The sequence below is a fragment of the Trichococcus flocculiformis genome (genome assembly GCF_900113645.1).
In the GTDB taxonomy this organism is placed as follows: Bacteria; Bacillota; Bacilli; order Lactobacillales; family Aerococcaceae; genus Trichococcus; species Trichococcus flocculiformis.
Window position 1 is genome coordinate 68043 of the sequence record NZ_FOQC01000005.1, and the last position, 25865, is coordinate 93907.

Genomic DNA, 25865 nt, shown 5'->3' on the forward strand with positions numbered 1-25865 from the left:
GGGGTTTGAAAAAGTTATGTATGATCAATTAGATGCATTCATTATCCGTTATGAAGAACTTTCCGAATTGTTGAGCGATCCGGAAGTTCTTTCTGATACAAAACGATTCCTGGAATTAACTAAAGAAGAAGCAGGGCTGAGGGAGAAAGTTGCGACCTTCAAGCGTTACAAAGAAGTGGAAGGCGAAATAGCCGATACCGAAGAGATGTTGTCGGAAAATTTGGACGAGGATATGGCGGCTATGGCTAAAGAAGAATTGAGCGACTTGAAGAAAGAAAAAACGGAACTTGAGGAGCGCATTAAAGTCTTGTTGTTGCCTAGCGATCCGAACGATGACAAAAACATCATCATGGAAATCCGAGGGGCTGCCGGAGGGGATGAAGCTGCACTGTTCGCGGGTACGTTATTCACGATGTACAGCAAATTTGCAGAAAGCCAAGGGTGGAGAGTCGAGGTCATGGACGCGAATATCACCGGCATCGGTGGTTACAAAGAAATCATCCTGATGATCAGCGGCCAAGGAGCTTACTCCAAACTGAAATATGAGAGTGGCGCGCACCGTGTCCAACGTGTTCCGGAAACAGAATCACAAGGGCGTGTGCATACGTCAACTGCTACCGTAGTCGTCATGCCGGAAGCGGAAGATGTTGAATTGAACATCGAAGATAAAGATATCCGCACAGATATCTACCATGCCAGCGGAGCCGGCGGGCAGCATGTCAACAAGACTGCATCGGCTGTCCGTTTGACCCACTTACCGACAGGCATTGCCGTTGCGATGCAGGACGAACGTTCCCAAATCAAAAACCGCGAGAAAGCGATGAAAATTTTGCGTACGCGTGTATATGACAAAATCTCTTCGGAAGCACAATCCGAATATGATGCAACGCGTAAATCCGCAGTCGGGACGGGTGATCGTTCTGAACGGATCCGTACCTACAACTTTCCGCAAAACCGCGTTACGGATCACCGGATCGGCTTGACCCTGCAAAAATTGGATACGATTTTGAGCGGAAAGCTGGACGAAGTCATCGATGCGTTGATAATGGCCGATCAGACGCAAAAATTGGAGTCCCTGAACAATGGATCAATCTAACGAGCTCAGTTACCAGCAAGCTTTGCAGAATGGTGCGCTTTTTTTGGAACAGCATGAAAAAAGTCCGTTGGCCGCTGAAAGATTACTTTTGGATCGTTTAGGCTGGACAAAGACGGATCTGTTGATGCGTTTTGCCGATCCGATCACGGATCAGGAATACAAGCAGTATTTCAGTGACATCAAAGAGTATGTTTCGGGCAAACCGATACAATATATCGTAGGTGTCGAATGGTTTTACGGATACCCTTTGAAAGTCACGGAAGCTACATTGATTCCACGTCCGGAAACGGAGGAGCTTGTGCAGCGGGCTTTGAAATGCCTGGAGGGGAAAGGTCCCCGGAAGGTCCTGGACATCGGGACGGGATCCGGAGCTATCGCCATTGCGATGAAAAAGCAACGTCCGCAGGATGAAGTGACCGCCACTGATCTTTCTCAAGAAGCCCTGGTCGTTGCTGAGGAGAACGCGGATCAACTGGATGCGCAAATCCGCTTCCTGCAAGGGGATCTGCTGGAGCCGGTACAACTGGAGACGTTCGACTGCATCCTCAGCAATCCTCCCTACATCAGCGAAGATGAAATTAGCCTGATGGACAGTTCTGTTTTGGAGTACGAACCACATTCGGCGTTGTTTGCTGATCATGACGGATTGGATCTATACCAAAAGATGGCCTTCACGCTGCCGTTCCATTTGAAAACGGACGGATGCCTATTCATGGAAATCGGCTTCAACCAAGGTGAAAAATTGTTGGAACTCTACAAAAAAGCTTTCCCGGATAAAACCGTCACGATCGAAAAGGATCTGTCCGGTCTCGACCGCATGCTGATAGTAAAATAAGAAAAGCTGAACAGGTTTCTTTGTTCTTTCCGAAGGGATGAACCGTGAAGCTAGCCATCAGGTTTATTGTGAATAAGATGAAAAGAGTCGCCTGATATCCATGGGCAAAAAATGGCTGCGGGCAATTGCCCCGGCTATTTTTTTACCTGATCAGCGTCTTCGCCAGCCAAAACATTGAGAAAGGAGCATACAGTATTATGGAAACAAAAATATACGACGCCTCAACAATCGATGAGGCAGCCGAGCTGTTGAAAGCCGGAGACTTGATTGCTTTCCCGACCGAGACTGTCTACGGCCTAGGCGCCATTGCATCAAATGATGAAGCCGTAAAAAATGTATACAAAGTGAAAGGAAGACCCAGTGATAACCCCTTGATCGTTCATGTATCCGATCGCGAGATTGCGAAATATGTGGCCTTTGTTCCGCAACAGGCAGAAATTTTGATGGAGGCTTTTTGGCCAGGTCCTCTGACTTTGATTTTTCCGATGAAGGAAGGGATATTTGCACCGACCGTCACTGCAGGGCACAATACAGTCGCGCTGCGGATGCCGGACCAAGAACAGACGCTGGAATTGATCAGAAAAACCGGTTTTCCCTTGGTTGGACCGAGCGCAAATACTTCAGGCAAACCGAGTCCGACGACTGCCCAACATGTGCTGCACGATCTTTCAGGCAAAATTGCCGGCATCCTCGATGGAGGAGAGACGCAAATTGGTTTGGAATCAACCGTTTTGGATTTGACTAACGCAGTCGGACCCATCATTTTGCGTCCGGGTGCCATCACGGAAGCGCAGTTGGAGCCGGTCATCGGCAAACTGGCAGCAAATGCCGGGACAGCAAACGAGACAGAGGCTCCGAAAGCGCCAGGAATGAAGTACCAACACTATTCTCCTACTCAACCGGTCATCCTGATTGATGGAACGACTGCCGATTGGAAAGCCGCCATCGAGGAGTGTCACGATCAAGGCAAAGAAATCGGTATTTTGGCTTCCGAAGAAAAGCTGACTGCGCATAAGGAAGCAGTGCGCGCTACTTTCTCATTAGGACCGAAGGCGGATGTGACGGTGGCATCGCAACGCCTATATGCGGGGCTGAGGTATCTTGATGAGCAGCCTGTCGATGTGATTTTGGTAGAAGCCTACGATCCGAATGGCCTCGGCAAGGCATTCATGAATCGTATGGAAAAAGCGGCTTCAGCGAAATATCCGAAAAAATAGCCGGAATTATCGCCTATTATCCGTCTTTAGCTTACTTTTTGTAAAAAATATTCAATTCCAGGAGCTTATATGCTTTATTTCCTGAAAATTTATGCTATACTCAACTTACATTTTTTAATTGATTTAAATTTTGGAATAATGTGATGGAAGGGTGCAAACATGGATAAAGAATTATTTGCAGCAATTGATAAAGAACGCGAAAGACAAGAGAACGGGATCGAACTGATTGCTTCCGAAAACTTTGTATCTGAAGATGTTATGAGAGCGCAAGGCAGCATCTTGACAAATAAATATGCTGAAGGCTACCCTGGTCGTCGTTATTATGGCGGTTGCGAATTTGTCGATGTCATCGAAAACTTGGCCATCGATCGCATCAAAGCAATCTTCGGTGCGGAATATGCCAATGTACAACCACATTCCGGTTCACAAGCGAACATGGCTGCTTATCGTGTTTTGGTCCAGCCCGGCGATAAGATTTTGGGGATGGACTTGAGTCACGGGGGACATTTGACTCATGGTGCGTCTGTGAATTTCAGCGGTCAGACTTATGAGTTCGTGGCTTACGGCGTAGAAAAAGAATCCGAAACGATCAACTATGACACAGTCAGAGAGATCGCTTTGAAAGAACAACCAAAATTGATTGTTGCCGGTGCCAGCGCTTATCCGCGCGCAATCGATTTCAAACGTTTTAGAGAAATCGCCGATGAAGTCGGTGCTTATCTGATGGTGGATATGGCTCATATCGCAGGACTTTGTGCAACAGGACATCACCAAAATCCGGTTGAATATGCCCACATCGTAACTACGACGACACATAAAACACTTCGCGGTCCTCGTGGAGGCGTCATCTTGGCAAAAGAAGAATTCGGCAAAAAGTTGAACAGTGCTGTCTTCCCTGGAATCCAAGGCGGACCTCTTGAGCACGTTGTCGCTGCTAAAGCGGTATCCTTCTTTGAAGCTGCAACACCAGAGTACACTGAATACATCGGGCAAGTCATCAAAAATGCCCAAGCAATGGCTGATGTTTTTAATGCATCCGACTTGCGCGTCATCAGCGGCGGAACCGATAACCACTTGTTGCTGTTGGATGTAACCAGCAGCGGTTTGAACGGAAAACAAGTAGAAAAACTGTTGGATACCGTTGAAATCACTGTCAATAAAAATACGATTCCTTTTGAAACGCTGGGCGCAAACAAAGCCAGCGGCATCCGTATCGGCACTCCTGCCATCACAACTAGAGGCCTTAAGGAAGCGGAAGCTCGTAAGATTGCTGAATTGATTGTGGAAACGATCCAAAACCACACGGATGAAGCAAAATTGGATGAAATCCGTGCGGCGGTCCATGCCATCACAAAAGCGTTCCCATTGCACAAAAAACCAGTTTCAACAGAAGCTTAAATAGATTATTAAGAGCTGTCTCCCAATGAGGCAGCTCTTTTAGGTTTTTCTCATTGTTTTATTTCTGGTATTTGTATCGGTTTTCAATTACAATAGACTGAGCAAAAAAACGAAAGTGGGGCAAAAGTATATGGGAGAATTCCATGTAATGAATCATCCGTTGATTCAACACAAATTAACAATTATCCGCGAGAAAGAGTGCGGAACAAAAGTATTTCGTGAAGTAGTAAGTGAAATCGCCATGTTGATGGCTTATGAAGTAACAAGGGACATGCCTTTGGAAGACATCGAGATCGAAACGCCATTGGTAAAAACGACTCAAAAAACATTGTCAGGTAAAAAAGTTGCCATCATTCCAATTTTGCGTGCAGGATTAGGGATGGTCGATGGTTTCTTGGCGATGTTGCCGGCAGCAAAAGTTGGTCATATCGGAATGTACCGTGACCACGAAACCTTGGAACCGGTTGAGTATTTCGTCAAATTGCCGACTGATATCCAGGAACGTCAATTATTCATCGTTGATCCAATGCTGGCTACAGGCGGATCAGTTATCGCAGCTATTGAAGCTTTGGAAAAGAGAGGCGCATCGCCATCAGCCATGAAATTCATTTGTCTTGTGGCAGCTCCTGAAGGAGTGGACGCGTTGCATGCAGCTTATCCGGATGTGGATATCTATGCAGCTTCGTTGGACGAAAGATTGGACGAAAACAGCTACATCCTTCCTGGTTTGGGAGATGCTGGTGACCGACTGTTCGGCACAAAATAATGGTTCAAAAAGACGTTCAGGCAAATGTGTCCGTAAATGTCAAAACATCAATATTATAATGATATCGTCCTTCCGATTTACATCATACTGAAAAATGAAAACAAAGAGCTGAGCCAGAAATCCAAAGAGGGTTTCTGGCTCATTTTTATTGTTCAAGTTAAGTTTGTTATACTTTAATTGGATAAGGCTACAGTATCGAAGGTTTTCAAACATAGCGTTAGGAGCAATAAAGTTGCTTTTATTTCCACTGTAAAATCACTTTAGCGTTAATTTTCGGATTTTCAGAATCCTATAATTATATTTACACTTCGAGTATCTTTGGTTGTGAAGGCGGTATCTTTTCATCATTTTCATAAAAAAACCGAAAATATACTTATAATATGTAGATTTGCTTTGAATTTCGATAAACTTGGTGTTATGATTAGCGATGTTGAACAGATGTGCAAAGAAACTTATGAAATAGCCACTTATTGTGACTAGAGTATGGGAGGTCCAGCTGAATTAGTTGTCTACTTTTACGAATGTCTTTTAAAATAATGTAGCGTGGACTAGGTTTGGCATAGCTGTTTTTTTTATTTGTATTGAAAAGAGGTGAAAATATTGGAAGCTGAATCTAAAGTCATCCATTTTATGGGATTGGGTTTCAGTTTGAATATCATCATAAGTGTATTGGCGACATGCATCATTGTTTTTTTATTTTGTTTTATTGCTACCCGGAAACTGGCGGTGAGGCCAACATCCAAAAGCCAATTGGCTATTGAATATTTAGTTGACTTTATCCGGAACATGATTTCCAGCTCGCTTCATTGGAAAGTTGGGCAACAATTCCACTTGTTGGGATTCACTTTGTTCCTATTTGTATGGGTTGCCAATATGTTAGGACTTGTGTTCATTTTGAACATCGATGGCCATTCCTATTGGAAGAGTCCGACAGCCAGTCCGATCGTCACATTAGGCTTAGCGTTAATGGTGATTTTGCTGACGCATTATTTCGGTATTAAAGAAAATGGGTTCAAGGAATATTTCATGAACAGTTATATTCGTCCGGTCGCACCGCTCATGCCGATCAAACTTTTGGAGGAATTCACGAATACATTGACATTGGCGTTGCGTCTTTACGGAAATATTTATGCTGGTGAAATTTTGTTGGGGTTGATTGCTTCATTAGCGAATTCATATGGCTTATTGACTTGGGTGGTTGGGATTCCTCTCCAAATGGTTTGGCAAGGATTTTCCATCTTTATCGGATCCATCCAAGCTTTCGTCTTCACTACGTTGACTATGGTTTACCTCGCCCATAAGATCGAAGCGGAATAAAACTGCTGATCCATGAGCTTAATAAGTATGTATTAATATATGAGAAAAAGGAGATTATTATTATGAACTTTATAGGAGCTGCTATTGCGGTTGCCGGCGCGGCCATCGGAGCATCATTAGGAAATGGAAAGGTTATTTCTACTACAATCGAAGCGATCGCAAGACAACCAGAATTGCAAAGCAGATTACAGACTTTGATGTTCATTGGTGTCGGTTTGATCGAAGCTGTTCCCATCATGGCGGTAGTTATAGCTTTCTTACTGATTTTCCAATAATAGGGACCAGCAAGACCGATAACTACAGGAGGGATGAGAATGACAGCCAATCTCGTATTGGGAGAGATTACCGCATTAGGTGATACGATTGTTACGCTACTGTCATTTCTGATATTGATGGCTCTTATCAAAAAATTCGCATGGCAGCCTTTGATGAAGATCTTAACGGATCGTGAAGAAATGATACATGCAAATATTGATAAAGCGGCAGCTGCGCGTGAGAATGCCGAGAAGAAACATGCGGAAGTCGATGCGCAATTGATAGAAGTCAGAACTACAGCGAGCGATATTTTGAACAGGGCTCAAGCGGAAGGCAATGAAATACAAAAGAACATCATTAAAGAAGCAAAAGAAGATGCATTACGGATCAAACAAGTGACCCAAAAAGAGCTGGAACTCGAAAGAAAACAGGCTCTTGAAGGTTTGCGTGCCGAAATCGGAGTCATATCAGTAGAAATCGCTGAAAAGATCCTCGGCAAGGAAATCAAGCAAGCAGACCAACAAACATTGATTGAAGCTTTCATTGAAGGGCTGGATGATTGATATGGTTAAGGACGGCAAAGCAATCACAACTGTAGAAGCCTATGTACAAGCCTACTATAACCGCCTGACTGACTCGAAGACTGCGGACAGACTCTATCTTGATCTTTCGCAGTTGAAAGAAGCCTTCAATCATGCAGATTCAGATGCAGGAGAGCAACCAAATCTTGATTTGGCTGTGAAGTATCTTGCTCCTGATACGCTTCGGTTTCTAGAGGGACTCCAAGATAATCTTGATAACGAAGGTATCTTGGCTTCCATCAAAGCGTTCAATGAGCTGTATGAAAATAAAAAAGTACTCGTGAATGTGAAGTTGACTTCTGCGGTTCCTTTAACAGCGGAACAAAAAATGCGCATCATGAACAAAATGGAAAAAAGAATCGGGGAAGCGACCTTCTTTGTGAAAGAGGTGGTCGATCCCACTGTGATTGGCGGCGTCCGGTTGGAGTCGGAAAACCATTATTTCGACAATACCATCGCTACGAAGCTGAAAGAAATGAAGAGACATATCCTAACAGATTAATAGGGTTGAAGAGGTGAATAATATGGCTACTGAAAACGAAGATTTGAGTTCATTGATCAAAAATAGGATCAACACTTTTCAATCTGTATCAGAGTTTGAAGAAATTGGAAAAGTTACCTACATCGGTGATGGAATCGCCCGCGCGAAAGGTTTGGAGAACGTAATGTCCGGTGAATTGCTGGAATTCTCCAACGGTTCCATCGGTATGGCCCAAAACCTGGAGATGACCGATGTCGGTATCATCATTTTTGGAACTTATGAAAATATCCATGAGGGCGATATCGTCAAACGTACAGGCAAAATCATGGAAGTACCGGTCGGTGATGCTTTGATCGGGCGCGTTGTGGATGCATTAGGCAGCCCGGTGGATGGCTTAGGCAGCATCGAAACCACCGGCACAAGACCCGTTGAAAATGCAGCACCAGGCGTTATGGATCGTCAATCCGTCAGACAACCTCTTCAGACCGGTCTAAAAGCATTGGATGCTTTGGTTCCGATCGGTCGAGGCCAACGCGAGCTGATCATCGGTGACCGCAAAACCGGGAAAACCAGTATTGCAATCGATGCAATTCTGAATCAACGCGGAAAAGATGTTATCTGTATCTATGTCGCCATCGGGCAAAAGGAATCGACAGTCCGCAATATGACGGAAACGTTGAAGAAGCATCATGCAATGGACTATACGATTGTCGTGACCGCAAGTGCTTCACAATCTGCGCCGATGCTCTATATCGCCCCTTACGCCGCTACCGCAATGGCGGAAGAGTTCATGCACAACGGCAAGCACGTTCTAATCGTTTATGATGATCTTTCCAAACAGGCGGCTGCTTACCGTGAAATGTCCTTGCTTTTGCGTCGTCCGCCAGGCCGCGAGGCGTATCCAGGGGATGTCTTCTACTTGCATTCCCGTTTGTTGGAACGTTCAGCAAAATTGAACGATGAATTGGGCGGTGGCTCCATAACCTCCTTGCCGATTGTTGAAACACAAGCCGGGGATATCTCCGCTTATATTCCGACGAACGTCATCTCCATCACGGATGGTCAGATTTTCTTGGAAAGCGACCTGTTCTTCTCAGGAATCCGTCCGGCTCTATCTGCGGGTCTCTCCGTTTCCCGTGTCGGAGGATCTGCTCAAATCAAAGCCATGAAAAAAGTATCCGGTACATTACGTATCGATTTAGCCAGCTATCGCGAGCTGGAAGCATTCACCCAGTTCGGTTCGGACTTGGATGTTTCCACGCAAAAACGTCTTGGCCGCGGCCGCAGAACCGTGGAAATACTGAAGCAGGACTTGCACAAGACCTTGGATGTCGAAAAACAAGTTCTCATTCTCTATGCATTGACCCACGGATTTATTGATTCGATTCCGGTGCAGGATATCGAACGATACGAGTCTGAACTGTTCAAATTCGTCAAAATGTCTTATCCGAATCTGTTCTCCATCATCAAGGAGACAAAAGACTTACCGCCTACGGAAGACTTGGATGAAGCGCTGAAAGCATTCGCGGGAATCTTCATTCCGCACGTCGAGTAGAAGGGTCAGCATGAACAGATAATATTGAGGTGATAATATGGCAGAGTCTTTAATAGACATCCGGAAACGCATTGCTTCCACAAAGAAGACAAGTCAAATAACAAGCGCCATGCAAATGGTATCTGCCTCCAAACTGATCCGCGCCGAACAAAAGGTGCGGGGATATCAGCTTTATGCAGCAAAAATACGCGAAATCGTAACACATATTGCCAGCACGCAATTATCTTTGCTTGAAGAGCATGGTCATGTGTCGGCGAGCGATCAGGTTCTTGTCGATTTTCACGATATGCTGATCGAACGGCCGGTCCGCAAAACGGGCTATCTGATCATTTCCTCAGATAAAGGCTTAGCCGGAGGATACAACAGTTCGATCCTGAAAGCGACAAAAGATATGCTTACGGTCGACCACGCTTCGAACGATGAGTTTGTTGTGCTGTCGGTCGGTGGAGCTGTGGCTGATGATCTCAGAAAAAGTGGGATCGAAGTCGCATTCGAAATCAGGGACTTGAATGACCAACCAAGTTTCACGGAAGTCAGCGATATCGTAGTTAAGGCAATCCAACTTTATCGTGATGGGGTTTTTGATGAGTTGTACGTTTGTTACAAACATCATGTCAACGCTCTGATTTCAGAATATCGAGCTGAAAAAATGCTGCCGTTGACGGACTTGGATTCCCAAGAAGCGGTTGGTTACGAAGTCGATTATCTATTTGAACCGAACAAAGAAGAAATATTAGAAATATTACTGCCGCAATATGCGGAAAGTTTGATTTACGGTGCCATTATCGATGCTAAATCATCCGAGCACGCTTCCCGCATGACGGCCATGAAGAGTGCTACTGATAATGCGACCAATATGATCAATGATATGACGATTCAGTACAACCGAGTGAGACAGACTGCAATCACGCAAGAAATCACCGAAATCGTCGGTGGAGCTTCTGCTCTGGAAGATTAGAAAATGGGAGGAAAAGGCATGAAAAAAGGTCATATTGTACAAGTAATCGGGCCGGTAGTCGACGTTGGCTTCCCATTGGAAGAAGGTGTGCCGGATATCCGTAATGCGCTTATTGTGCATAAGGCAGCCGCAGCTGGAAGTAATGAAGAAGGGGAAACCATCGTTTTGGAGGTTTCACTTGAATTGGGAAATGGTGTGGTTCGCGCAATCGCGATGGAATCGACAGATGGCCTGCAAAGGGGCTTGAGTGTTGTTGATACCGGTGCGCCCATCAAAGTACCAGTTGGTTTAGGCACCCTTGGCCGTGTGTTCAATGTTTTGGGTGAAGCCATCGATTTGAAGGGAGCTGTTCCTGATGATTTCCGGCGTGAGTCCATTCATAGAAAAGCACCGACGTTTGATCAGTTGAGCAGTAATTTTGAAATCCTGGAAACAGGCATCAAGGTCATCGATTTGCTGGCTCCTTATCTGAAAGGCGGAAAAATCGGGCTTTTCGGTGGGGCCGGTGTCGGAAAGACGGTCCTGATTCAAGAATTGATCCACAACGTAGCGGAACAGCATGGCGGCATATCTGTATTCACGGGTGTCGGCGAGCGTACGCGTGAAGGAAACGACCTCTATCACGAAATGCAAGAATCTGGAGTCGGCAAAAAGACAGCCATGGTATTCGGTCAGATGAACGAGCCACCAGGTGCACGTATGCGCGTCGCCTTGTCCGGTTTGACGATGGCAGAACATTTCCGTGATGAAGAAAAACAGGATGTGCTGTTGTTCATCGATAACATCTACCGGTTTACTCAAGCTGGTTCAGAAGTTTCCGCACTATTGGGCCGGATGCCTTCAGCAGTAGGCTATCAGCCGACGTTAGCAACTGAGATGGGCCAACTGCAGGAACGAATCAGTTCCACTAAAGATGGTTCAATCACTTCGATTCAAGCGATCTATGTGCCAGCGGATGACTATACCGATCCGGCTCCTGCAACAACATTCGCCCATTTGGATGCAACAACGAACTTGGAGCGTAAACTGACGGAACAAGGGATTTATCCTGCCGTTGATCCATTGGCTTCCTCTTCCAGCGCGTTATCTCCGGAAATCGTCGGAGATGAACATTACGAAGTGGCCACCAAAGTACAACGCATTCTGCAACGTTATCGTGAACTGCAGGATATCATCGCTATCCTTGGGATGGATGAACTGTCCGATTCTGAAAAAATTACTGTTAACCGCGCAAGACGAATCCAATTCTTCTTGTCCCAAAACTTCCACGTAGCCGAAGCGTTTACCGGAGTACCGGGATCGTACGTCCCTGTAGCGGAAACTGTCCGTGGCTTCAAAGGGATTGTTGAAGGTAAATACGACGGAGTGCCGGAAGAAGCTTTCCGCAACGTCGGTACGATAGAAGAAGTTCTGAAAAAAGCGAAAGAACTAGGCTACAAAGGAGGGGAATGAGATGGCATACCTGCAAGTGAATGTGGTGACGCCTGATGGTATCGCTTTTCAGCATCGTGCTAAGGCGGTGACCGCAACGACAACGGATGGCGGCATTACGATCATGCCAAACCATACCCCGATCATTGTTCCTCTGGCGATCGCTGACCTGATTGTAACGCGTGTGACCGATGAATTGGCGCAGAACCATATTGCCGTCAATGGCGGCATCATGGAAGTGCGTGATAATGTGGTGAACATCATTGCCAACAGCGCGGAACGCGCACGCGACATCGATATCGACCGTGCGGAAGTCGCGAAAGAACGCGCCGAAAAACGGATGGCAGAAGCGCGTGATTTCAAAAATGAAAAAGAATTCCAGCGCGCGAAGATTTCGTTATCGAAAGCGATCAACCGTATCGGTGTTTCGAAAAATAGATCCAATTGAAAAAAAGAGGCCATCGTTGGCCTCTTTTTTTGATTCCGTTTATTTCCTGACATTTAATTAGTGAAGCGGATAATATGCATAGATTATCTACAGAAATAGCCCGCAATTTCATTTCGATGTATTGTAACATATTATTATACCTGATAAAGAATATGAATGTAAACGATTTTCTTAGTAAATTCTTAGGCGATAGTCTGACAAAAAACAGCTTGTTGGTTTTTTTTTCAAAATATTTATGTTAGTATAGTTTGAGAATATGGGAGGAGTGCGTCACTTGGACTTAACGCTGTTTAACGGTATAATAGTATTGCTATCCCATATGATATTCATTTTCATTTCTTTTTGGTCGTTAAAAGCCATCAGACTGGAGAAATGGATCAGAAAGGGACACATACGCGAAGCAAGGGTGCTCTATTTCTTTCTGTCGATTGCTTTAGGCTTTACGGTAAGTACGTTTCTGCTTGAGTTGGTGACAACCTCGCGTAATATCAGTTACTTACTGTTCTCATGATCCCGCTCACAGTTGCACAATAGAATGTGCCTGTAAAGGCAGATCAGAGTTCCATTTTTACAATAGTTGCAATACAAACATACAAATGAGATCACAATTGACTTTCGGAGGGATTTTTAATGGAAAAAATAATTGTTCGCGGCGGTAACCGTCTTGAAGGAACAGTTAAAGTTGAAGGCGCAAAAAACGCAGTTTTGCCGATTTTGGCTGCTACACTTTTGGCAAGCGAAGGGCAATCTGTATTGACGAACGTTCCGATACTGTCTGATGTTTTCACAATGAATAATGTTCTGAAACATCTGAATGTCGGCGTTGAATTTCAAGAAAAAAACAACACCATCTTAGCGGATGCATCAAACGACATCAATTTTGAAGCGCCCTTTGCTTATGTCAGCAAAATGCGTGCGTCAATCGTCGTTATGGGTCCGCTATTAGCACGTCTGGGTCACGCGCGTATCGCTTTACCTGGTGGCTGTGCCATCGGAACACGACCTATCGACCTTCACTTGAAAGGTTTCGAAGCAATGGGAGCTGACATCAAAATCGAGAACGGTTTTGTTGAAGCGAAAGTCGACAGATTGGTCGGTGCACGCATCTATTTGGACTTCCCGAGTGTCGGTGCTACTCAGAACATCATGATGGGCGCTACTTTGGCGGAAGGGACCACCATCATCGAAAACGTCGCACGCGAACCTGAAATCGTCGATTTGGCTAATTTCCTGAACCGTATGGGCGCGAAAGTGGTCGGAGCCGGAACAGAAACAATCCGTATCGAAGGCGTTTCGTCCATGAAGGCAACAGAACATTCGATCATCCCGGACCGAATTGAAGCAGGAACATTCATGATTGCAGCAGCAGTCACGAACGGGAATGTTTTTATCGAAGATGCGATTGCCGATCATAACAAGCCGCTGATTTCGAAACTGAAGGAAATGCACGTTGCTTTCCAGGAAGAAGAAAATGGTCTGCGTGTCATCGGTCCACGTTCTTTGAAAGCGACCGATGTCAAAACGATGCCACATCCAGGGTTTCCTACCGACATGCAGGCACAAATGACGATTGCGCAATTAGTATCCCAAGGAACCAGCACGATGACCGAAACGGTATTCGAAAACCGTTTTATGCATTTGGAAGAGATGCGCCGTATGAATGCTGATTTCAAAGTCGAAGGGCAGACGGTCCTGATTCATGGCAATACTGATCTGCAAGGCGCTGAAGTAGCCGCATCGGATCTGCGAGCGGCAGCTGCTTTGATTATCGCTGGCCTTGTTTCCAAAGGCTATACACGCGTCACGAATCTGTCGCATTTGGACCGTGGTTATTATGAATTCGATAAAAAGCTGCAGGCTTTGGGTGCTGATGTTGAACGTGTAACCGAAGATGAAAAAAATGTTTTCAGCGATGCGGAAGTTGAAGCACTTTTCGTAAAATAAGTCGGACAACTGTCGTCCGCAAGATAGCTATCGCTAAATGATGAATGTTTGAGAGGGGAACAACGTGGCCAGAGATATAGGAATCGATTTAGGTACAGCAAATGTACTGATTCACGTTAAGGGGAAAGGTATCGTCTTGAACGAGCCTTCCGTTGTCGCAGTAGACACAAAAACCGGAAAAGTTTTAGCAGTTGGGGAAGAAGCCTATATGATGGTTGGGCGTACGCCGGCAAACATCAGAGTCATCCGTCCGCTGAAAGGCGGCGTTATAGCAGACTTTGACATCACAGAAGCAATGCTGACCCACTTTATTGATCGCTTGAATGTGAAGGGTTTTTTGACTAAGCCGAACATTTTGATCTGTTGTCCGACGAACATCACAACGATTGAACAAAAAGCGATCATCCAAGCCGCAGAAAAGAGCGGCGGCAAGAATGTGTATCTGGAGGAAGAACCGAAAGTTGCTGCTGTCGGAGCCGGGCTTGATATTTTTCAGCCGAACGGTAATATGGTCATCGATATGGGTGGCGGAACGAGTGATATCGCAGTATTGTCTTTGGGCGGTATCGTAACGAGCAGCTCGATCAAAACAGCCGGTGATAAACTGGATGCCGACATCATGAATTTCGTCAAAAGAGAACACAAATTGTTGATCGGTGAACGGACTGCTGAAAAAATCAAAATAACGATCGGAACCGCTTTGGAGCCTGAGAAGGAAGAGAAGATGGAAATCCGTGGCCGAGACATGGTGACGGGACTGCCGCGCACTATTTACATCACTTCGAAGGAAGTATATGAAGCGATGCACGAGACTTTGGTTCTGGTCGTGGAGCAAGCGAAGGAAGTTTTGGAAATGACGCCTCCTGAGTTGGCTGCCGACATCATCAACACCGGAATCGTGTTGACAGGTGGGGGTGCCTTGATCAGCGGAATCGAGAAACTCTTCTCGAACGAGTTGAAAGTTCCGGTATTTGCTGCTGAAAAACCATTGGATGCAGTTGCTTTGGGAACGGGTATCCTACTGAACAACATCGATCAAAAGAATCGTCCGTCCAGCGGACTTTTCGGTTTGTTGGCGCGACTGATCCAAAAAACAAAAATAAAAAAAGGAAGATAGGTGATCGCTTTGAAATTTGATTTCAAACCTGTACTGTCAACGGTGATGTGGGTTTTGATATTCATGTTGATGGCTTTCATTCTCTTCGGAGCCGGATTGATGGTCGGATACGGTGTTCTGGGTGACGGCAATCCGGCCCTCGTCTTCAGCAAGCAGACCTGGGAACATATCTTTGATTATATCCGTTAAGGAAATAAGAAGGGCAGACAGGAACGATTGCGTTCCGTCTGCCCTTTTTTGATTTTTTTCCTTAATAGGTGCGAGCGGGTGGGGTTTCGGATTATTTCTTTGTTCTTCATTTGCTGTGCTCCGGTGAGCGAAGGCTTCGCCGGAGCACAGACGCAATTAGATGAGCGAACTCCTGAAAGGATGGCCTCGCTGGAGTTTGCACCGATATCAATCGGTCTCCGCCGGTAAGCGGGCGCCTCACCGGAGCTGCGAACTCGTATCCGCTGTTGTGCCAATGAAAAAGGTCAAATCTTTCTACCCATGCTCCACAAAATCAGCCATATAAAAACGAGGACGGCCAGCATCCTTCTGCTGGTCGTCCTCGCTTTTGTCGCATATTTTTATTTCAATGATTTTGAGTTGACCATGACTTCGTCAATCAAGCCGTAATCTTTCGCTTGCTGAGCAGTCATGTAGTTATCGCGGTCGGTATCGCGTTCGATGACTTCCATCGGTTGTCCTGTGCGTTCAGCCAAAATTTTATTCAGGCGTTCGCGTGTCTGCAGGATATGGCGGGCTGCGATTTCAATTTCGGTTGCTTGACCTTGTGCACCGCCAAGCGGTTGATGGATCATAATCTCTGCATTCGGTAATGCAAAACGTTTGCCCTTCTCGCCGGCAGTCAACAAGAAGCTGCCCATCGAAGCTGCCATACCCATAGCGATTGTTTGAACGTCCGCCTTGATGAAGTTCATTGTATCGTAGATGGCCAGTCCGGCAGACACGCTACCGCCTGGAGAGTTGATGTAGATATAGATATCTTTTTCGGAATCTTGGGCATCCAAGAATAGCAATTGCGCGATGACTGAGTTCGCCGTATTATCGTCGATAGGGCCGCTCAACATGATGATGCGGTCCTTCAGAAGACGGGAATAAATATCATATGCACGTTCACCACGGGATGATTGTTCTATTACTGTAGGGATTAAGTTCATATATGTTTCCTCCTCGTTCGTTTTGAATGAACAGTTTTTCTTTACATGGTTTATTTTAACTCATTGGTCAGGAAAGGTCAATTGTAATGTTTGTCCATAAGTCTGACGATTTCTGGTGAAATATACCTTAGTCAATCATATCGTTTCAGTCAGCAAATGTCCAAAAATAGATAGCAGAAATGCGGATTGTATTCAGGGTGAATAAAAAATCGAATAAAAAAATCTCCTCTTCCGCGGGGGAAAGGAGATTTTTTGCATTTGCTTTGCATCCAAATGCTGGGAACGTTGATGCATCAATAAAATAATACGTCTCCTGAGGGAATCGAACCCCCATCTCAAGAACCGGAATCTTACGTGATATCCATTACACTAAGGAGACAAGCAACATTAAAATTATAACCTATAGCGTGAAAGATGGCAAGGGGGAAATTCAATTTCAAATTCCAGAGTTGTCTGGGACGTCTCTTTAAGTCGGAAGAACGTCCTTTAAACTACTGAATCACCAATCCTGCTGCGATTGAAATCCAATCCCTTTAACTGAAAACGATTTCAATAAATGCTTGTGTGTGATAAAATGATTCTAAAAGGGGGAGGAGGGGTTGATGTGTTAGTTATATCAAGTGTGCATATGGATAAGGAAAGCTTAGAGGAATCGCTGAAGCTTGTGGGATACGACAACGAGGAGTTGTTCGCTTATCTTCAACAAAAAGCGTTGGGCAATCCTTTGATCGAAGTGAAAATAAATAAAGAATTCGACGAACGCGCTGTAAAAGAAAAAACGGTTGTATACAAGCCGGATAAGGACGACCCTATGGACACTGCTTCCGCAATGGATCAAGTGTCTGAAGAAGTGCCGGCGTTGGATACTTTTTTATTGGAACAAATCTATGCAAGTATGCGGGATACACCCTTGCGCGATTTGGTGTTATTCTTGGTGGCGTTCATCAATCCGGAGGGGTACGTCACCATCAATCTGAATGAAGCCGCGGAACAGAAGGGCGTCGAACCGATTGAGATGTTGGATGCATTGACGCTTCTGCACCAATTGGATCCCCCAGGTGTGGGTGCCCGGAATCTGCAGGAATGTCTGATGCTGCAGACGGAGCGGGATGAATACGCGCCGGAAATCGCCTATTATGTCTTGGAAAATTTCTTCACTGCTTTCAGTGATAAAAACTGGCAAGAAATAGCGGATGAAATGGCAGTTGATCTGGCTGACGTGAAAAGTGTATTCGAGTATGTCCAATCGTTGGACCCGACACCGGGATCCGCATTCGGCGATGACAATCTATTTTTGCCGAGACCGGATCTTTATCTGCAACTGCTGGATGGGCACCTGACTGTGAAATACAATGAGTGGGCTTCTCCATTTGTTGTTTTTCAAAAAGAATATTATGAAGAGATGCTGCAGCATGATGATGAAGACGTACAACAATTTTTGGCAGCGAAGAAAACGGAAGGGGAGCAACTGCGGTCGGCGCTGGCATTCAGAAAAGAAATGTTGCTTGCGGCGGGAGAATTGATCTGTTCCTTGCAGAAAGGCTTTTTCCTGGAAGGCCGAGAACTGGGGCCGCTCGATGTGACTCGCTTGGCTGAAGATTTGGCGGTTCCGGTCACTGTGATGCGCGAAGAAATATTGGAGAAAATGATTGAAACGGACCGTGGGACATTTTTGTTGCACCAATTATGCGGTGAATAGCCACGAAAAGCGGTTAAGATAAGTAAAAAGATGCGAAGCGCTAAACAATGACGGGACATAAAACGACCCTTTTTGAATGGTTGTTGTATCAAGGTTTTTTGAAAGCGTACATCCGAAAGGCAATCGGATTATAGGCTACTCGTGATATATTGAACGAATCCTTTTTGAAGGAATTTGAATTAATTTATCAAAACTCTTGAAACGTCTAGTGTTTACTGTTAAAATAATGAAGTAAAGACGAGGGAGAATAGACGGAAGTAAAAAAATATTTACAGTCTTATTACATCTCTCCTGACATGAAATAAACGAGGACCGCCTGAGATTGCAGCGGGGCGAAAAGCGTCCACGTGCAAATGAAGAGGGTTGTTATGGAAGAGTCTATTTCAGTCTTGCAGCAAATAGTCCCGGATATTATGTCAGTCCTTCAAAATCGTTACCATATCATGCGTAATATCCAAATGTACGCTCCAGTCGGAAGACGCGTCCTGGCCGATAAAGTTTCCTTATCAGAAAGGACTTTGCGGACTGAGACAGATTTTTTGCGGAAACAAGGTCTCCTATCGAGTTCCAAGAACGGAATGGAGTTGACCGAGGAAGGCGAAAATGTTTTCCGTCACCTGGAAAAATTCATGCGGTTATTGCTGAATATGAATGCGAAAGAGAAGGCCTTAGCGGATTATTTGAACATTCAGTTTTGTAGGATTGTTCCTGGTGACAGCGATGAAGATGCATCCATTCTGGATGAAATCGGAAAAACTGCAGCCAAAGAACTGCATGCGTTATTGCCGGCAGGCGAATTTATCGTTGCTGTGGCTGGTGGGAGTACAATGGCACGGGCTGCCGAACATTTTTCACCTGAATTGTCCCAGAACAGGAATTTTATTTTTGTTCCGACACGAGGTGGTTTAGGCGAATCGATGTCGATACAAGCCAACAGTGTCAGCGATCGTATGGCGCAATTGGTCGGCGGTGAGAACATGGCGCTTTTCGTTCCCGATAACTTGAGCGAAAAAGCTTATGCATCAATGAAATCCGAGCCATCGATCAAACATACTTTATCCGTCATGAAAAAGGCAAATTGCTTGTTATATAGCATCGGTAATGCTAAAGTAATGATGGAAAGACGCAGGATGTCGCATGGGTTGATTTCGTCCCTAGAAGCGCATAATGCGGTAGGTGAAGCCTTTGGTTGTTACTTCAATGAAAATGGAGAAATCGTCTATCGATTGTCCCGCTTCGGGCTTCAGATTGAAGAAATCGAAAAGATCCCGTACGCAATGGCCATTGCAGGGGGAAGCACGAAAGCCAAGGCTATTAAAGCGTTCATGAAATATGCCCCGCATCAAACATGGCTGATTACGGATGAGGGCGCAGCTAATCTGATTTTAAAAGGGGTAACCCTTTAAAATAAAAATTTTGACTTATCCTAAGGAGGAAATCTCAGTATGACAGTAAAAGTTGGTATTAACGGTTTTGGACGTATTGGACGTTTAGCATTCCGCCGTATTCAAGAAGTAGAAGGAATCGAAGTTGTAGCAATCAATGACTTGACTGACGCTAAAATGTTAGCTCACTTATTGAAATATGATACAACTCAAGGCAGATTCAATGGTGATGTAGAAGTTAATGACGGATTCTTCACTGTAAACGGAAAAGACATCAAAGTGTTATCACAACGTAACCCAGCAGATCTTCCATGGGCAGAACTTGGCGTAGAGTTCGTATTGGAATGTACTGGTTTCTTCATGAGCAAATCAGGCGCTCAAGCTCACGTTGATGCAGGCGCTAAACGTGTTCTTTTATCTGCACCAGCAGGTAGCGACGTTAAAACAATCGTTTATAACGTTAACCACAACGAATTGAGTGCTGACGATGTTATCGTTTCAGGCGCATCTTGCACAACTAACTGCTTAGCTCCAATGGCTAAAGTATTGAACGATGAATTTGGAATCGTTGAAGGCTTAATGACTACAATCCATGCATACACTGGCGACCAAAACACTTTGGATGCTCCACATCCTAAAGGTGACTTCCGTCGTGCGCGCGCTGCTGCAGCAAACATCGTTCCTAACACAACTGGTGCTGCTAAAGCTATCGGTGACGTATTGCCTGAATTGAAAGGCAAATTGGACGGAGCTGCTCAACGTGTTCCAGTTCCTACCGGTTCATTGACTGAATTAGTTACTGTATTGGAAAAAGCTGTAACTGTTGAAGAAATCAATGCTGCAATGAAAGCTGCTGCTAACGAATCTTATGGCTACACTGAAGATCAGTTGGTTTCAACTGATATCGTAGGAATCAACTTCGGTTCTTTATTCGATGCTACACAAACTAAAGTTATGACTGTTGGAGACAAACAATTAGTTAAAACTGTTGCTTGGTATGACAACGAAATGTCTTACGCTTCACAATTAGTTCGTACTTTAGTAGAATTTGCTAGCTTATAAGATCACATCTTTCATCTAATGAAAGCTGAATCGTAGAAGATATCAAAAGCGGGGAGGCAACGCGCTTCCTCGCTTTTCTTATGTAGATACACATATCAGGAGGCGACGTAATGACAAAGAAAGTTGTAACAGATTTAGATGTAGCTGGAAAAAAAGTATTGGTTCGTGCTGATTTCAATGTTCCTATGAAAGATGGAGCAATCACTAACGATAACCGTATTGTTCAAGCTCTTCCTACAATCAACTACTTGATCGAAAATAACGCAAAAGTCATCCTTTTCTCTCACTTAGGAAAAGTAAAAGCTGAAGAAGACAAAGCGAAGTTGAGCTTGAAGCCTGTAGCTGACCGTTTGGCTGAATTGTTGGGCAAAGAAGTCACTTTCGTTCCTGAAACACGTGGCGAAGCTTTGGAAGCTGCAGTTGCAGCTTTGAAAGATGGAGATGTTTTGGTATTCGAAAACACTCGTTTCGAAGATGTTGACGGCAAAAAAGAAAGCAAAAACGATGCTGAATTGGGCAAATACTGGGCTAGCCTGGGCGACCTGTTCGTAAACGATGCATTCGGTACGGCTCACCGTGCGCATGCTTCAAACGTCGGAATCGCTTCTAACCTTGAAAGTGCTGCTGGATTCTTGATGGAGAAAGAAATCAAGTTCATCGGCGGAGCTGTTGATGAGCCTGTTCGTCCGTTCGTAGCTATCTTAGGCGGAGCGAAAGTCAGCGACAAAATCGGCGTCATCAAACACTTGTTGAACAAAGCCGACAAAGTACTTATCGGTGGCGGCATGGCTTACACATTCATGAAAGCACAAGGACTTGAAATCGGTAAATCCTTACTGGAAGCTGATAAAGTGGAATTGGCTAAAGAATTGTTGGAGAGCGCTGGCGATAAATTGATCTTGCCTATCGATGCTAAAATGGCTCACGAATTCGGCAACGATGTGGAAATCACAATCGCGAAGAACGAAGAATTCCCTGCTGATCAAATGGCATTGGATATCGGACCTGCTTCCGTAGAATTATTCGCTAAAGAGCTTGAAGGCGCGAAAACTGTCGTATGGAACGGACCTATGGGTGTGTTCGAATTATCTAACTTTGCTCAGGGAACAATCGGTGTTTGCGAAGCAATCGCTAAATTAAGCGATGCTGTAACAATCATCGGTGGCGGAGACTCTGCTGCAGCTGCTATGCAATTAGGCTTTGCTGATGATTTCACGCACATCTCAACAGGTGGCGGAGCGTCATTGGAATACCTTGAAGGTAAAGAATTACCAGGTGTAGCATCAATTTCTGACAAATAAGCAACCTATCTTAAGGAGTGATTATATTGCGTAAACCGATTATTGCCGGTAACTGGAAAATGAACAAAACAGCTAAGGAAGCACAAGCATTCATCGAAGCTGTAAAAACTAAGGTTCCTGCTTTTGACAAAGTGGAAGCTGTTATTGGATCACCGGCTTTATTTTTAGAAAACATGGTAGCAGCTACAGAGGGAACTGATTTGAAGGTTGCCGCGCAAAACTGTTACTTTGAAGAAGAGGGTGCCTTCACAGGTGAAATCAGCCCGAAAGCTTTAGGCGACTTAGGCGTCGACTACGTCATTATCGGACACTCTGAAAGACGTGAGTACTTCCACGAAACAGATGAAGATATCAACAAAAAAGCGCACGCTATTCTTCGCAATGGTATGACACCAATCGTTTGCTGCGGCGAAACGTTGGAACAACGCGAATCAGGCGTAACAAACGAGTGGGTTTCAGGACAAATTACAGCAGCCTTGAAAGATTTGACTGCAGACCAAGTAGCTAACCTGGTTATCGCTTATGAGCCAATCTGGGCAATCGGTACAGGGAAATCTTCTACTGCAAAAGATGCGAACGACACTTGCGGCGTAGTGCGCGCAACTGTAGCTTCAATCTTCGGCCAAGAAGTGGCTGACAAAGTCCGCGTTCAATACGGCGGCAGCGTTAAACCTGAGAACATTGCAGAATACATGGCTGAAGAACATATCGATGGCGCTTTGGTCGGTGGTGCGAGTTTGGTTTCTGATTCATTCTTAGCATTATTGGAGGCTATTAAATAATGAGTAAAAAACCGGTAGCGATAATTATTTTGGACGGCTTCGGCTGGAGAAACGAAATGATGGGCAATGCGGTTAAGCTAGCAAAGAAACCGAACTTTGACCGTTATTGGAACAATTTTCCGCATGCAACGATGCTGGCTTCCGGATTGGCTGTAGGACTTCCTGAAGGCCAAATGGGTAATTCTGAAGTAGGGCATACAAACATTGGTGCCGGACGCGTTGTCTACCAAAGTTTGACAAGAATCGACAAAGCTATCCAAGATGGCGAATTCTTGACGAACGAAGCGCTTGTCGGTGCTTACGATCACACGACTGAAAATGATTCTGCTTTGCATCTTTTCGGCCTGCTTTCCGACGGTGGTGTGCACAGTCACATCAACCATGTCATCGCTTTGATCAAGAGCGCTAAAGAAAAAGGCGTCAAAAAACTGTATCTGCATGCTTTCCTTGATGGCCGCGACGTGGATCCTCACGCTGCACCAGGCTACATCGAAACAGTGGAAAAAGCGATGGAAGAGATCGGACTGGGCGAAATTGCGACTGTTTCCGGTCGCTACTACGCAATGGACCGTGACAACCGTTGGGAACGTGTTGAATTGGCATACAACGCCATCGCACACGGCGAAGGCGAGAAGTTTGAGTCTGCACAAGATGTCGTAAAAGCAAGCTATGCAGACGGTAAAACGGATGAGTTCGTACTGCCGACTGTCATCGTTAAAGACGGCAAGCCAGTAGGACCGCTGCAAGACAATGATGCGATCATTTTCTTCAACTTCCGTCCGGACCGCGCGATTCAATTGTCGAATGCCTTCACTAACGAAGAGTGGACGAATTTCGATCGCAAAGAGCGCGCAACAAACGTGAAATTTGTGACAATGACTTCTTACCAAGACACAGTTATTGCGGATATCGCCTTCAAGCCGATCCCGATGACGAATGTGCTGGGTGAAGTGTTGGCACAACACAACCTTTCACAACTGCGTATCGCGGAAACTGAAAAATATCCGCATGTAACTTTCTTCATGAACGGCGGACGTCACGAGCCTTTCGAAGGCGAAGGACGCATCCTGATCCCTTCACCGAAAGTTGCAACCTATGATTTGAAACCTGAAATGAGTGCTTATGAAGTGGGCGAAGCATTAGTGAAAGAGATCAATGACGACAAATACGACGCCATCATCCTTAACTTTGCGAACCCTGACATGGTAGGCCATTCAGGTATGTTGGAACCTACAATCAAAGCGATTGAAGCAGTGGATGAGAACTTGGGTGCTGTCGTTGACGCTATCCATGCAAAAGGTGGCTATGCCATCATCTTCGCTGACCACGGTAACGCGGATACTATGTCCACTGAAGACGGACAACCGCATACTGCGCACACAACCGTACCGGTTCCTGTGATCGTAACCAAAGAAGGCGTTACGTTGCGCACCGACGGCAAATTGGCCGACGTTGCTCCAACTATGCTTGATTTATTGAACGTAGAAAAACCAGCAGAAATGACAGGCGAATCGCTGATCGTTAAAGCGTAAGCAAAACGCTTCAGCTATTGCATAAAGTAAGAAAATTGTCTAAAATGATACTTGGTAACACAAGTAATTCAGTCAACTAAAAGGAGAGAAAACCATGCCATACATTACAGATATTTTAGCTAGAGAAGTACTTGATTCACGCGGAAACCCAACTATCGAAGTTGAAGTTTACACAGAGAGCGGCGCTTTCGGACGCGGAATGGTTCCATCAGGAGCTTCTACCGGCGAACACGAAGCAATCGAATTGCGTGATGGCGACAAAGCGCGTTACCTTGGAAAAGGTGTTTTGAAAGCTGTAGCCAACGTAAACGACATCATTGCTGATGCTATCCTAGGTTTCGACGTACGTGACCAATTAGCTATCGACAAAACAATGATCGACTTAGATGGCACTCCTAACAAAGAAAAATTGGGCGCTAACGCAATCTTGGCAGTATCAATCGCAGTAGCTCGCGCTGCAGCAGATTACCTGGACGTACCTTTGTACCAATACCTAGGCGGATTCAACGCTAAAACATTACCAACTCCAATGATGAACATCATCAACGGTGGATCACATGCTGACAACAGCATCGACTTCCAAGAATTCATGATCATGCCTGTAGGCGCTCCTTCATTCAAAGAAGCTCTACGTATGGGTGCTGAAGTATTCCACGCATTGGCTGCAATCTTGAAATCTAAAGGTTACTCTACTGCTGTAGGTGACGAGGGTGGATTCGCTCCTAACTTGGGTTCAAACGAAGAAGGTTTCGAAGTAATCATCGAAGCTATCGAAAAAGCTGGCTATGTACCTGGTAAAGACGTTGTTCTTGCTATGGATGCTGCTTCTTCAGAATTCTACAACAAAGAAAAAGGTGTTTACGACTTAGCTGATTCAGGCGAAGGCGAAAAAACTGTCGATGAAATGATCGAATTCTACGCTGACCTATGCAAAAAATACCCAATCATCTCAATCGAAGATGGCTTGGACGAAAATGACTGGGAAGGTACTAAGAAATTAACTGAAGTTTTAGGCGACAAAGTTCAAATCGTTGGTGACGACTTGTTCGTTACAAACACTGAAAAACTTTCTAAAGCTATCGAATTAGGCGTTGCTAACTCAATCCTGATCAAAGTTAACCAAATCGGTTCATTGACTGAAACTTTTGAAGCTATCGAAATGGCTAAAAAAGCTGGTTACACTGCAGTTGTTTCTCACCGTTCAGGCGAAACAGAAGATGCTACAATCGCTGACATCGCTGTTGCAACAAACGCTGGACAAATCAAAACTGGTTCATTGAGCCGTACTGACCGTATCGCTAAATACAACCAATTGTTACGCATCGAAGATCAATTAGGTGAATTGGCTGTATACGATGGTTTGAAATCTTTCTACAACCTAAAAAACAAATAATTTTAATTGATTAACAGGAAGGCAGTGCTTGGAACACTGTCTTCACATAAAGACCGTCTGGGATGACCAGACACGAGAAAAGTCCGGCGCTTGGAACGCCGGACTTTTTTTGTTGCGTAAAGCTATAACGTTCGGTTTTTGGTCGATAA

At 45.0% G+C, this 25865-nt stretch carries 24 protein-coding genes, 1 tRNA gene and 1 pseudogene; 24 read left to right on the top strand and 2 right to left on the bottom strand.

Annotated elements, in window-relative coordinates; genetic code table 11:
- Nucleotides 1-16: 16 nt before the first annotated feature.
- The 17 genes and pseudogenes from prfA to BMZ71_RS03860 all read left to right on the top strand — a co-directional run bounded on the left by prfA (nt 17) and on the right by BMZ71_RS03860 (nt 15588).
- Nucleotides 17-1096, top strand: a complete 1080-nt coding sequence (gene prfA / locus BMZ71_RS03780) for a peptide chain release factor 1 (RefSeq protein ID WP_086988207.1) — start codon at nt 17-19, stop codon at nt 1094-1096.
- A complete protein-coding gene (gene prmC / locus BMZ71_RS03785) occupies nt 1083-1931 on the top strand; it encodes a peptide chain release factor N(5)-glutamine methyltransferase (protein WP_086988206.1) in 849 nt (282 codons plus the stop codon). The genes prfA and prmC overlap by 14 nt, the downstream gene beginning before the upstream one ends.
- A 197-nt stretch (nt 1932-2128) precedes the next feature.
- On the top strand, nt 2129-3148 hold the full coding sequence (locus tag BMZ71_RS03790) for an L-threonylcarbamoyladenylate synthase (protein WP_086988205.1): 1020 nt from the start codon (nt 2129-2131) through the stop codon (nt 3146-3148).
- Nucleotides 3149-3307: 159 nt separating this feature from the next.
- Entirely contained in the window at nt 3308-4546 is a 1239-nt protein-coding gene (gene glyA / locus BMZ71_RS03795) for a serine hydroxymethyltransferase (RefSeq protein ID WP_086988204.1), read from the top strand.
- 130 nt (nt 4547-4676) lie between these two features.
- Entirely contained in the window at nt 4677-5312 is a 636-nt protein-coding gene (upp, locus tag BMZ71_RS03800) for a uracil phosphoribosyltransferase (protein ID WP_086988203.1), read from the top strand.
- A 600-nt stretch (nt 5313-5912) separates the two neighbouring features.
- Complete coding sequence (gene atpB, locus BMZ71_RS03805; protein ID WP_068561688.1) at nt 5913-6629, top strand: F0F1 ATP synthase subunit A; 717 nt, start codon at nt 5913-5915, stop codon at nt 6627-6629.
- 62 nt (nt 6630-6691) lie between these two features.
- On the top strand, nt 6692-6904 hold the full coding sequence (gene atpE / locus BMZ71_RS03810) for a F0F1 ATP synthase subunit C (protein ID WP_068561687.1): 213 nt from the start codon (nt 6692-6694) through the stop codon (nt 6902-6904).
- A gap of 39 nt (nt 6905-6943) precedes the next feature.
- Nucleotides 6944-7447: a F0F1 ATP synthase subunit B gene (atpF, locus tag BMZ71_RS03815; protein ID WP_068561686.1), complete on the top strand. Its 504-nt coding sequence runs from the start codon at nt 6944-6946 to the stop codon at nt 7445-7447.
- Nucleotides 7440-7967 (top strand): F0F1 ATP synthase subunit delta, encoded by a 528-nt coding sequence (locus BMZ71_RS03820; RefSeq protein WP_086988202.1) that lies wholly within the window; start codon nt 7440-7442, stop codon nt 7965-7967. Before atpF ends, BMZ71_RS03820 begins: the two co-directional genes overlap by 8 nt.
- Before the next feature lie 22 nt (nt 7968-7989).
- Nucleotides 7990-9501, top strand: coding sequence for a F0F1 ATP synthase subunit alpha (atpA, locus tag BMZ71_RS03825; protein ID WP_086988201.1), 1512 nt, complete (start codon nt 7990-7992; stop codon nt 9499-9501).
- A 37-nt stretch (nt 9502-9538) separates the two neighbouring features.
- Nucleotides 9539-10459 (top strand): F0F1 ATP synthase subunit gamma, encoded by a 921-nt coding sequence (locus BMZ71_RS03830; RefSeq protein WP_086988200.1) that lies wholly within the window; start codon nt 9539-9541, stop codon nt 10457-10459.
- 18 nt (nt 10460-10477) lie between these two features.
- On the top strand, nt 10478-11911 hold the full coding sequence (gene atpD / locus BMZ71_RS03835; RefSeq protein WP_086988267.1) for a F0F1 ATP synthase subunit beta: 1434 nt from the start codon (nt 10478-10480) through the stop codon (nt 11909-11911).
- Between the two features lies 1 nt (nt 11912).
- Nucleotides 11913-12338 carry a F0F1 ATP synthase subunit epsilon gene (locus BMZ71_RS03840; RefSeq protein ID WP_086988199.1) on the top strand — a complete coding sequence of 142 codons (426 nt, stop codon included), beginning with the start codon at nt 11913-11915 and terminating at the stop codon, nt 12336-12338.
- 256 nt (nt 12339-12594) lie between these two features.
- Nucleotides 12595-12849, top strand: coding sequence for a DUF1146 family protein (locus BMZ71_RS03845; protein ID WP_086988198.1), 255 nt, complete (start codon nt 12595-12597; stop codon nt 12847-12849).
- A 119-nt stretch (nt 12850-12968) separates the two neighbouring features.
- Nucleotides 12969-14282, top strand: coding sequence for a UDP-N-acetylglucosamine 1-carboxyvinyltransferase (murA, locus tag BMZ71_RS03850; RefSeq protein ID WP_086988197.1), 1314 nt, complete (start codon nt 12969-12971; stop codon nt 14280-14282).
- A 64-nt stretch (nt 14283-14346) separates the two neighbouring features.
- Nucleotides 14347-15318 (top strand): annotated as a pseudogene (gene mreB / locus BMZ71_RS03855) (rod shape-determining protein MreB); the annotation flags it as partial.
- Nucleotides 15319-15399: 81 nt separating this feature from the next.
- Nucleotides 15400-15588 carry a DNA-directed RNA polymerase subunit beta gene (locus tag BMZ71_RS03860; protein ID WP_068561070.1) on the top strand — a complete coding sequence of 63 codons (189 nt, stop codon included), beginning with the start codon at nt 15400-15402 and terminating at the stop codon, nt 15586-15588.
- Between the two features lie 380 nt (nt 15589-15968).
- Here the strand turns inward: BMZ71_RS03860 and clpP are convergent, their stop codons facing one another.
- Nucleotides 15969-16616: an ATP-dependent Clp endopeptidase proteolytic subunit ClpP gene (gene clpP / locus BMZ71_RS03865; RefSeq protein WP_256957849.1), complete on the bottom strand. Its 648-nt coding sequence runs from the start codon at nt 16614-16616 to the stop codon at nt 15969-15971.
- Nucleotides 16617-16869: 253 nt separating this feature from the next.
- Nucleotides 16870-16941: transfer RNA gene (locus BMZ71_RS03870), tRNA-Arg, on the bottom strand.
- Nucleotides 16942-17166: 225 nt separating this feature from the next.
- Here BMZ71_RS03870 and BMZ71_RS03875 point away from each other — a divergent pair.
- From BMZ71_RS03875 to eno, 7 genes are all read left to right on the top strand, one after another.
- Nucleotides 17167-18261, top strand: a complete 1095-nt coding sequence (locus tag BMZ71_RS03875; RefSeq protein WP_177187485.1) for an RNA polymerase factor sigma-54 — start codon at nt 17167-17169, stop codon at nt 18259-18261.
- 368 nt (nt 18262-18629) lie between these two features.
- Entirely contained in the window at nt 18630-19667 is a 1038-nt protein-coding gene (locus BMZ71_RS03880; RefSeq protein ID WP_086988193.1) for a sugar-binding transcriptional regulator, read from the top strand.
- 39 nt (nt 19668-19706) lie between these two features.
- A complete protein-coding gene (gene gap / locus BMZ71_RS03885) occupies nt 19707-20708 on the top strand; it encodes a type I glyceraldehyde-3-phosphate dehydrogenase (protein ID WP_086988192.1) in 1002 nt (333 codons plus the stop codon).
- Between the two features lie 110 nt (nt 20709-20818).
- Nucleotides 20819-22009 carry a phosphoglycerate kinase gene (locus BMZ71_RS03890; protein WP_086988191.1) on the top strand — a complete coding sequence of 397 codons (1191 nt, stop codon included), beginning with the start codon at nt 20819-20821 and terminating at the stop codon, nt 22007-22009.
- A gap of 26 nt (nt 22010-22035) precedes the next feature.
- Nucleotides 22036-22791: a triose-phosphate isomerase gene (tpiA, locus tag BMZ71_RS03895; RefSeq protein WP_068561076.1), complete on the top strand. Its 756-nt coding sequence runs from the start codon at nt 22036-22038 to the stop codon at nt 22789-22791.
- Nucleotides 22791-24323, top strand: coding sequence for a 2,3-bisphosphoglycerate-independent phosphoglycerate mutase (gene gpmI / locus BMZ71_RS03900; RefSeq protein ID WP_086988190.1), 1533 nt, complete (start codon nt 22791-22793; stop codon nt 24321-24323). The genes tpiA and gpmI overlap by 1 nt, the downstream gene beginning before the upstream one ends.
- A 94-nt stretch (nt 24324-24417) precedes the next feature.
- Nucleotides 24418-25716 (top strand): phosphopyruvate hydratase, encoded by a 1299-nt coding sequence (gene eno / locus BMZ71_RS03905; protein WP_068561078.1) that lies wholly within the window; start codon nt 24418-24420, stop codon nt 25714-25716.
- Nucleotides 25717-25865: the final 149 nt, after the last annotated feature.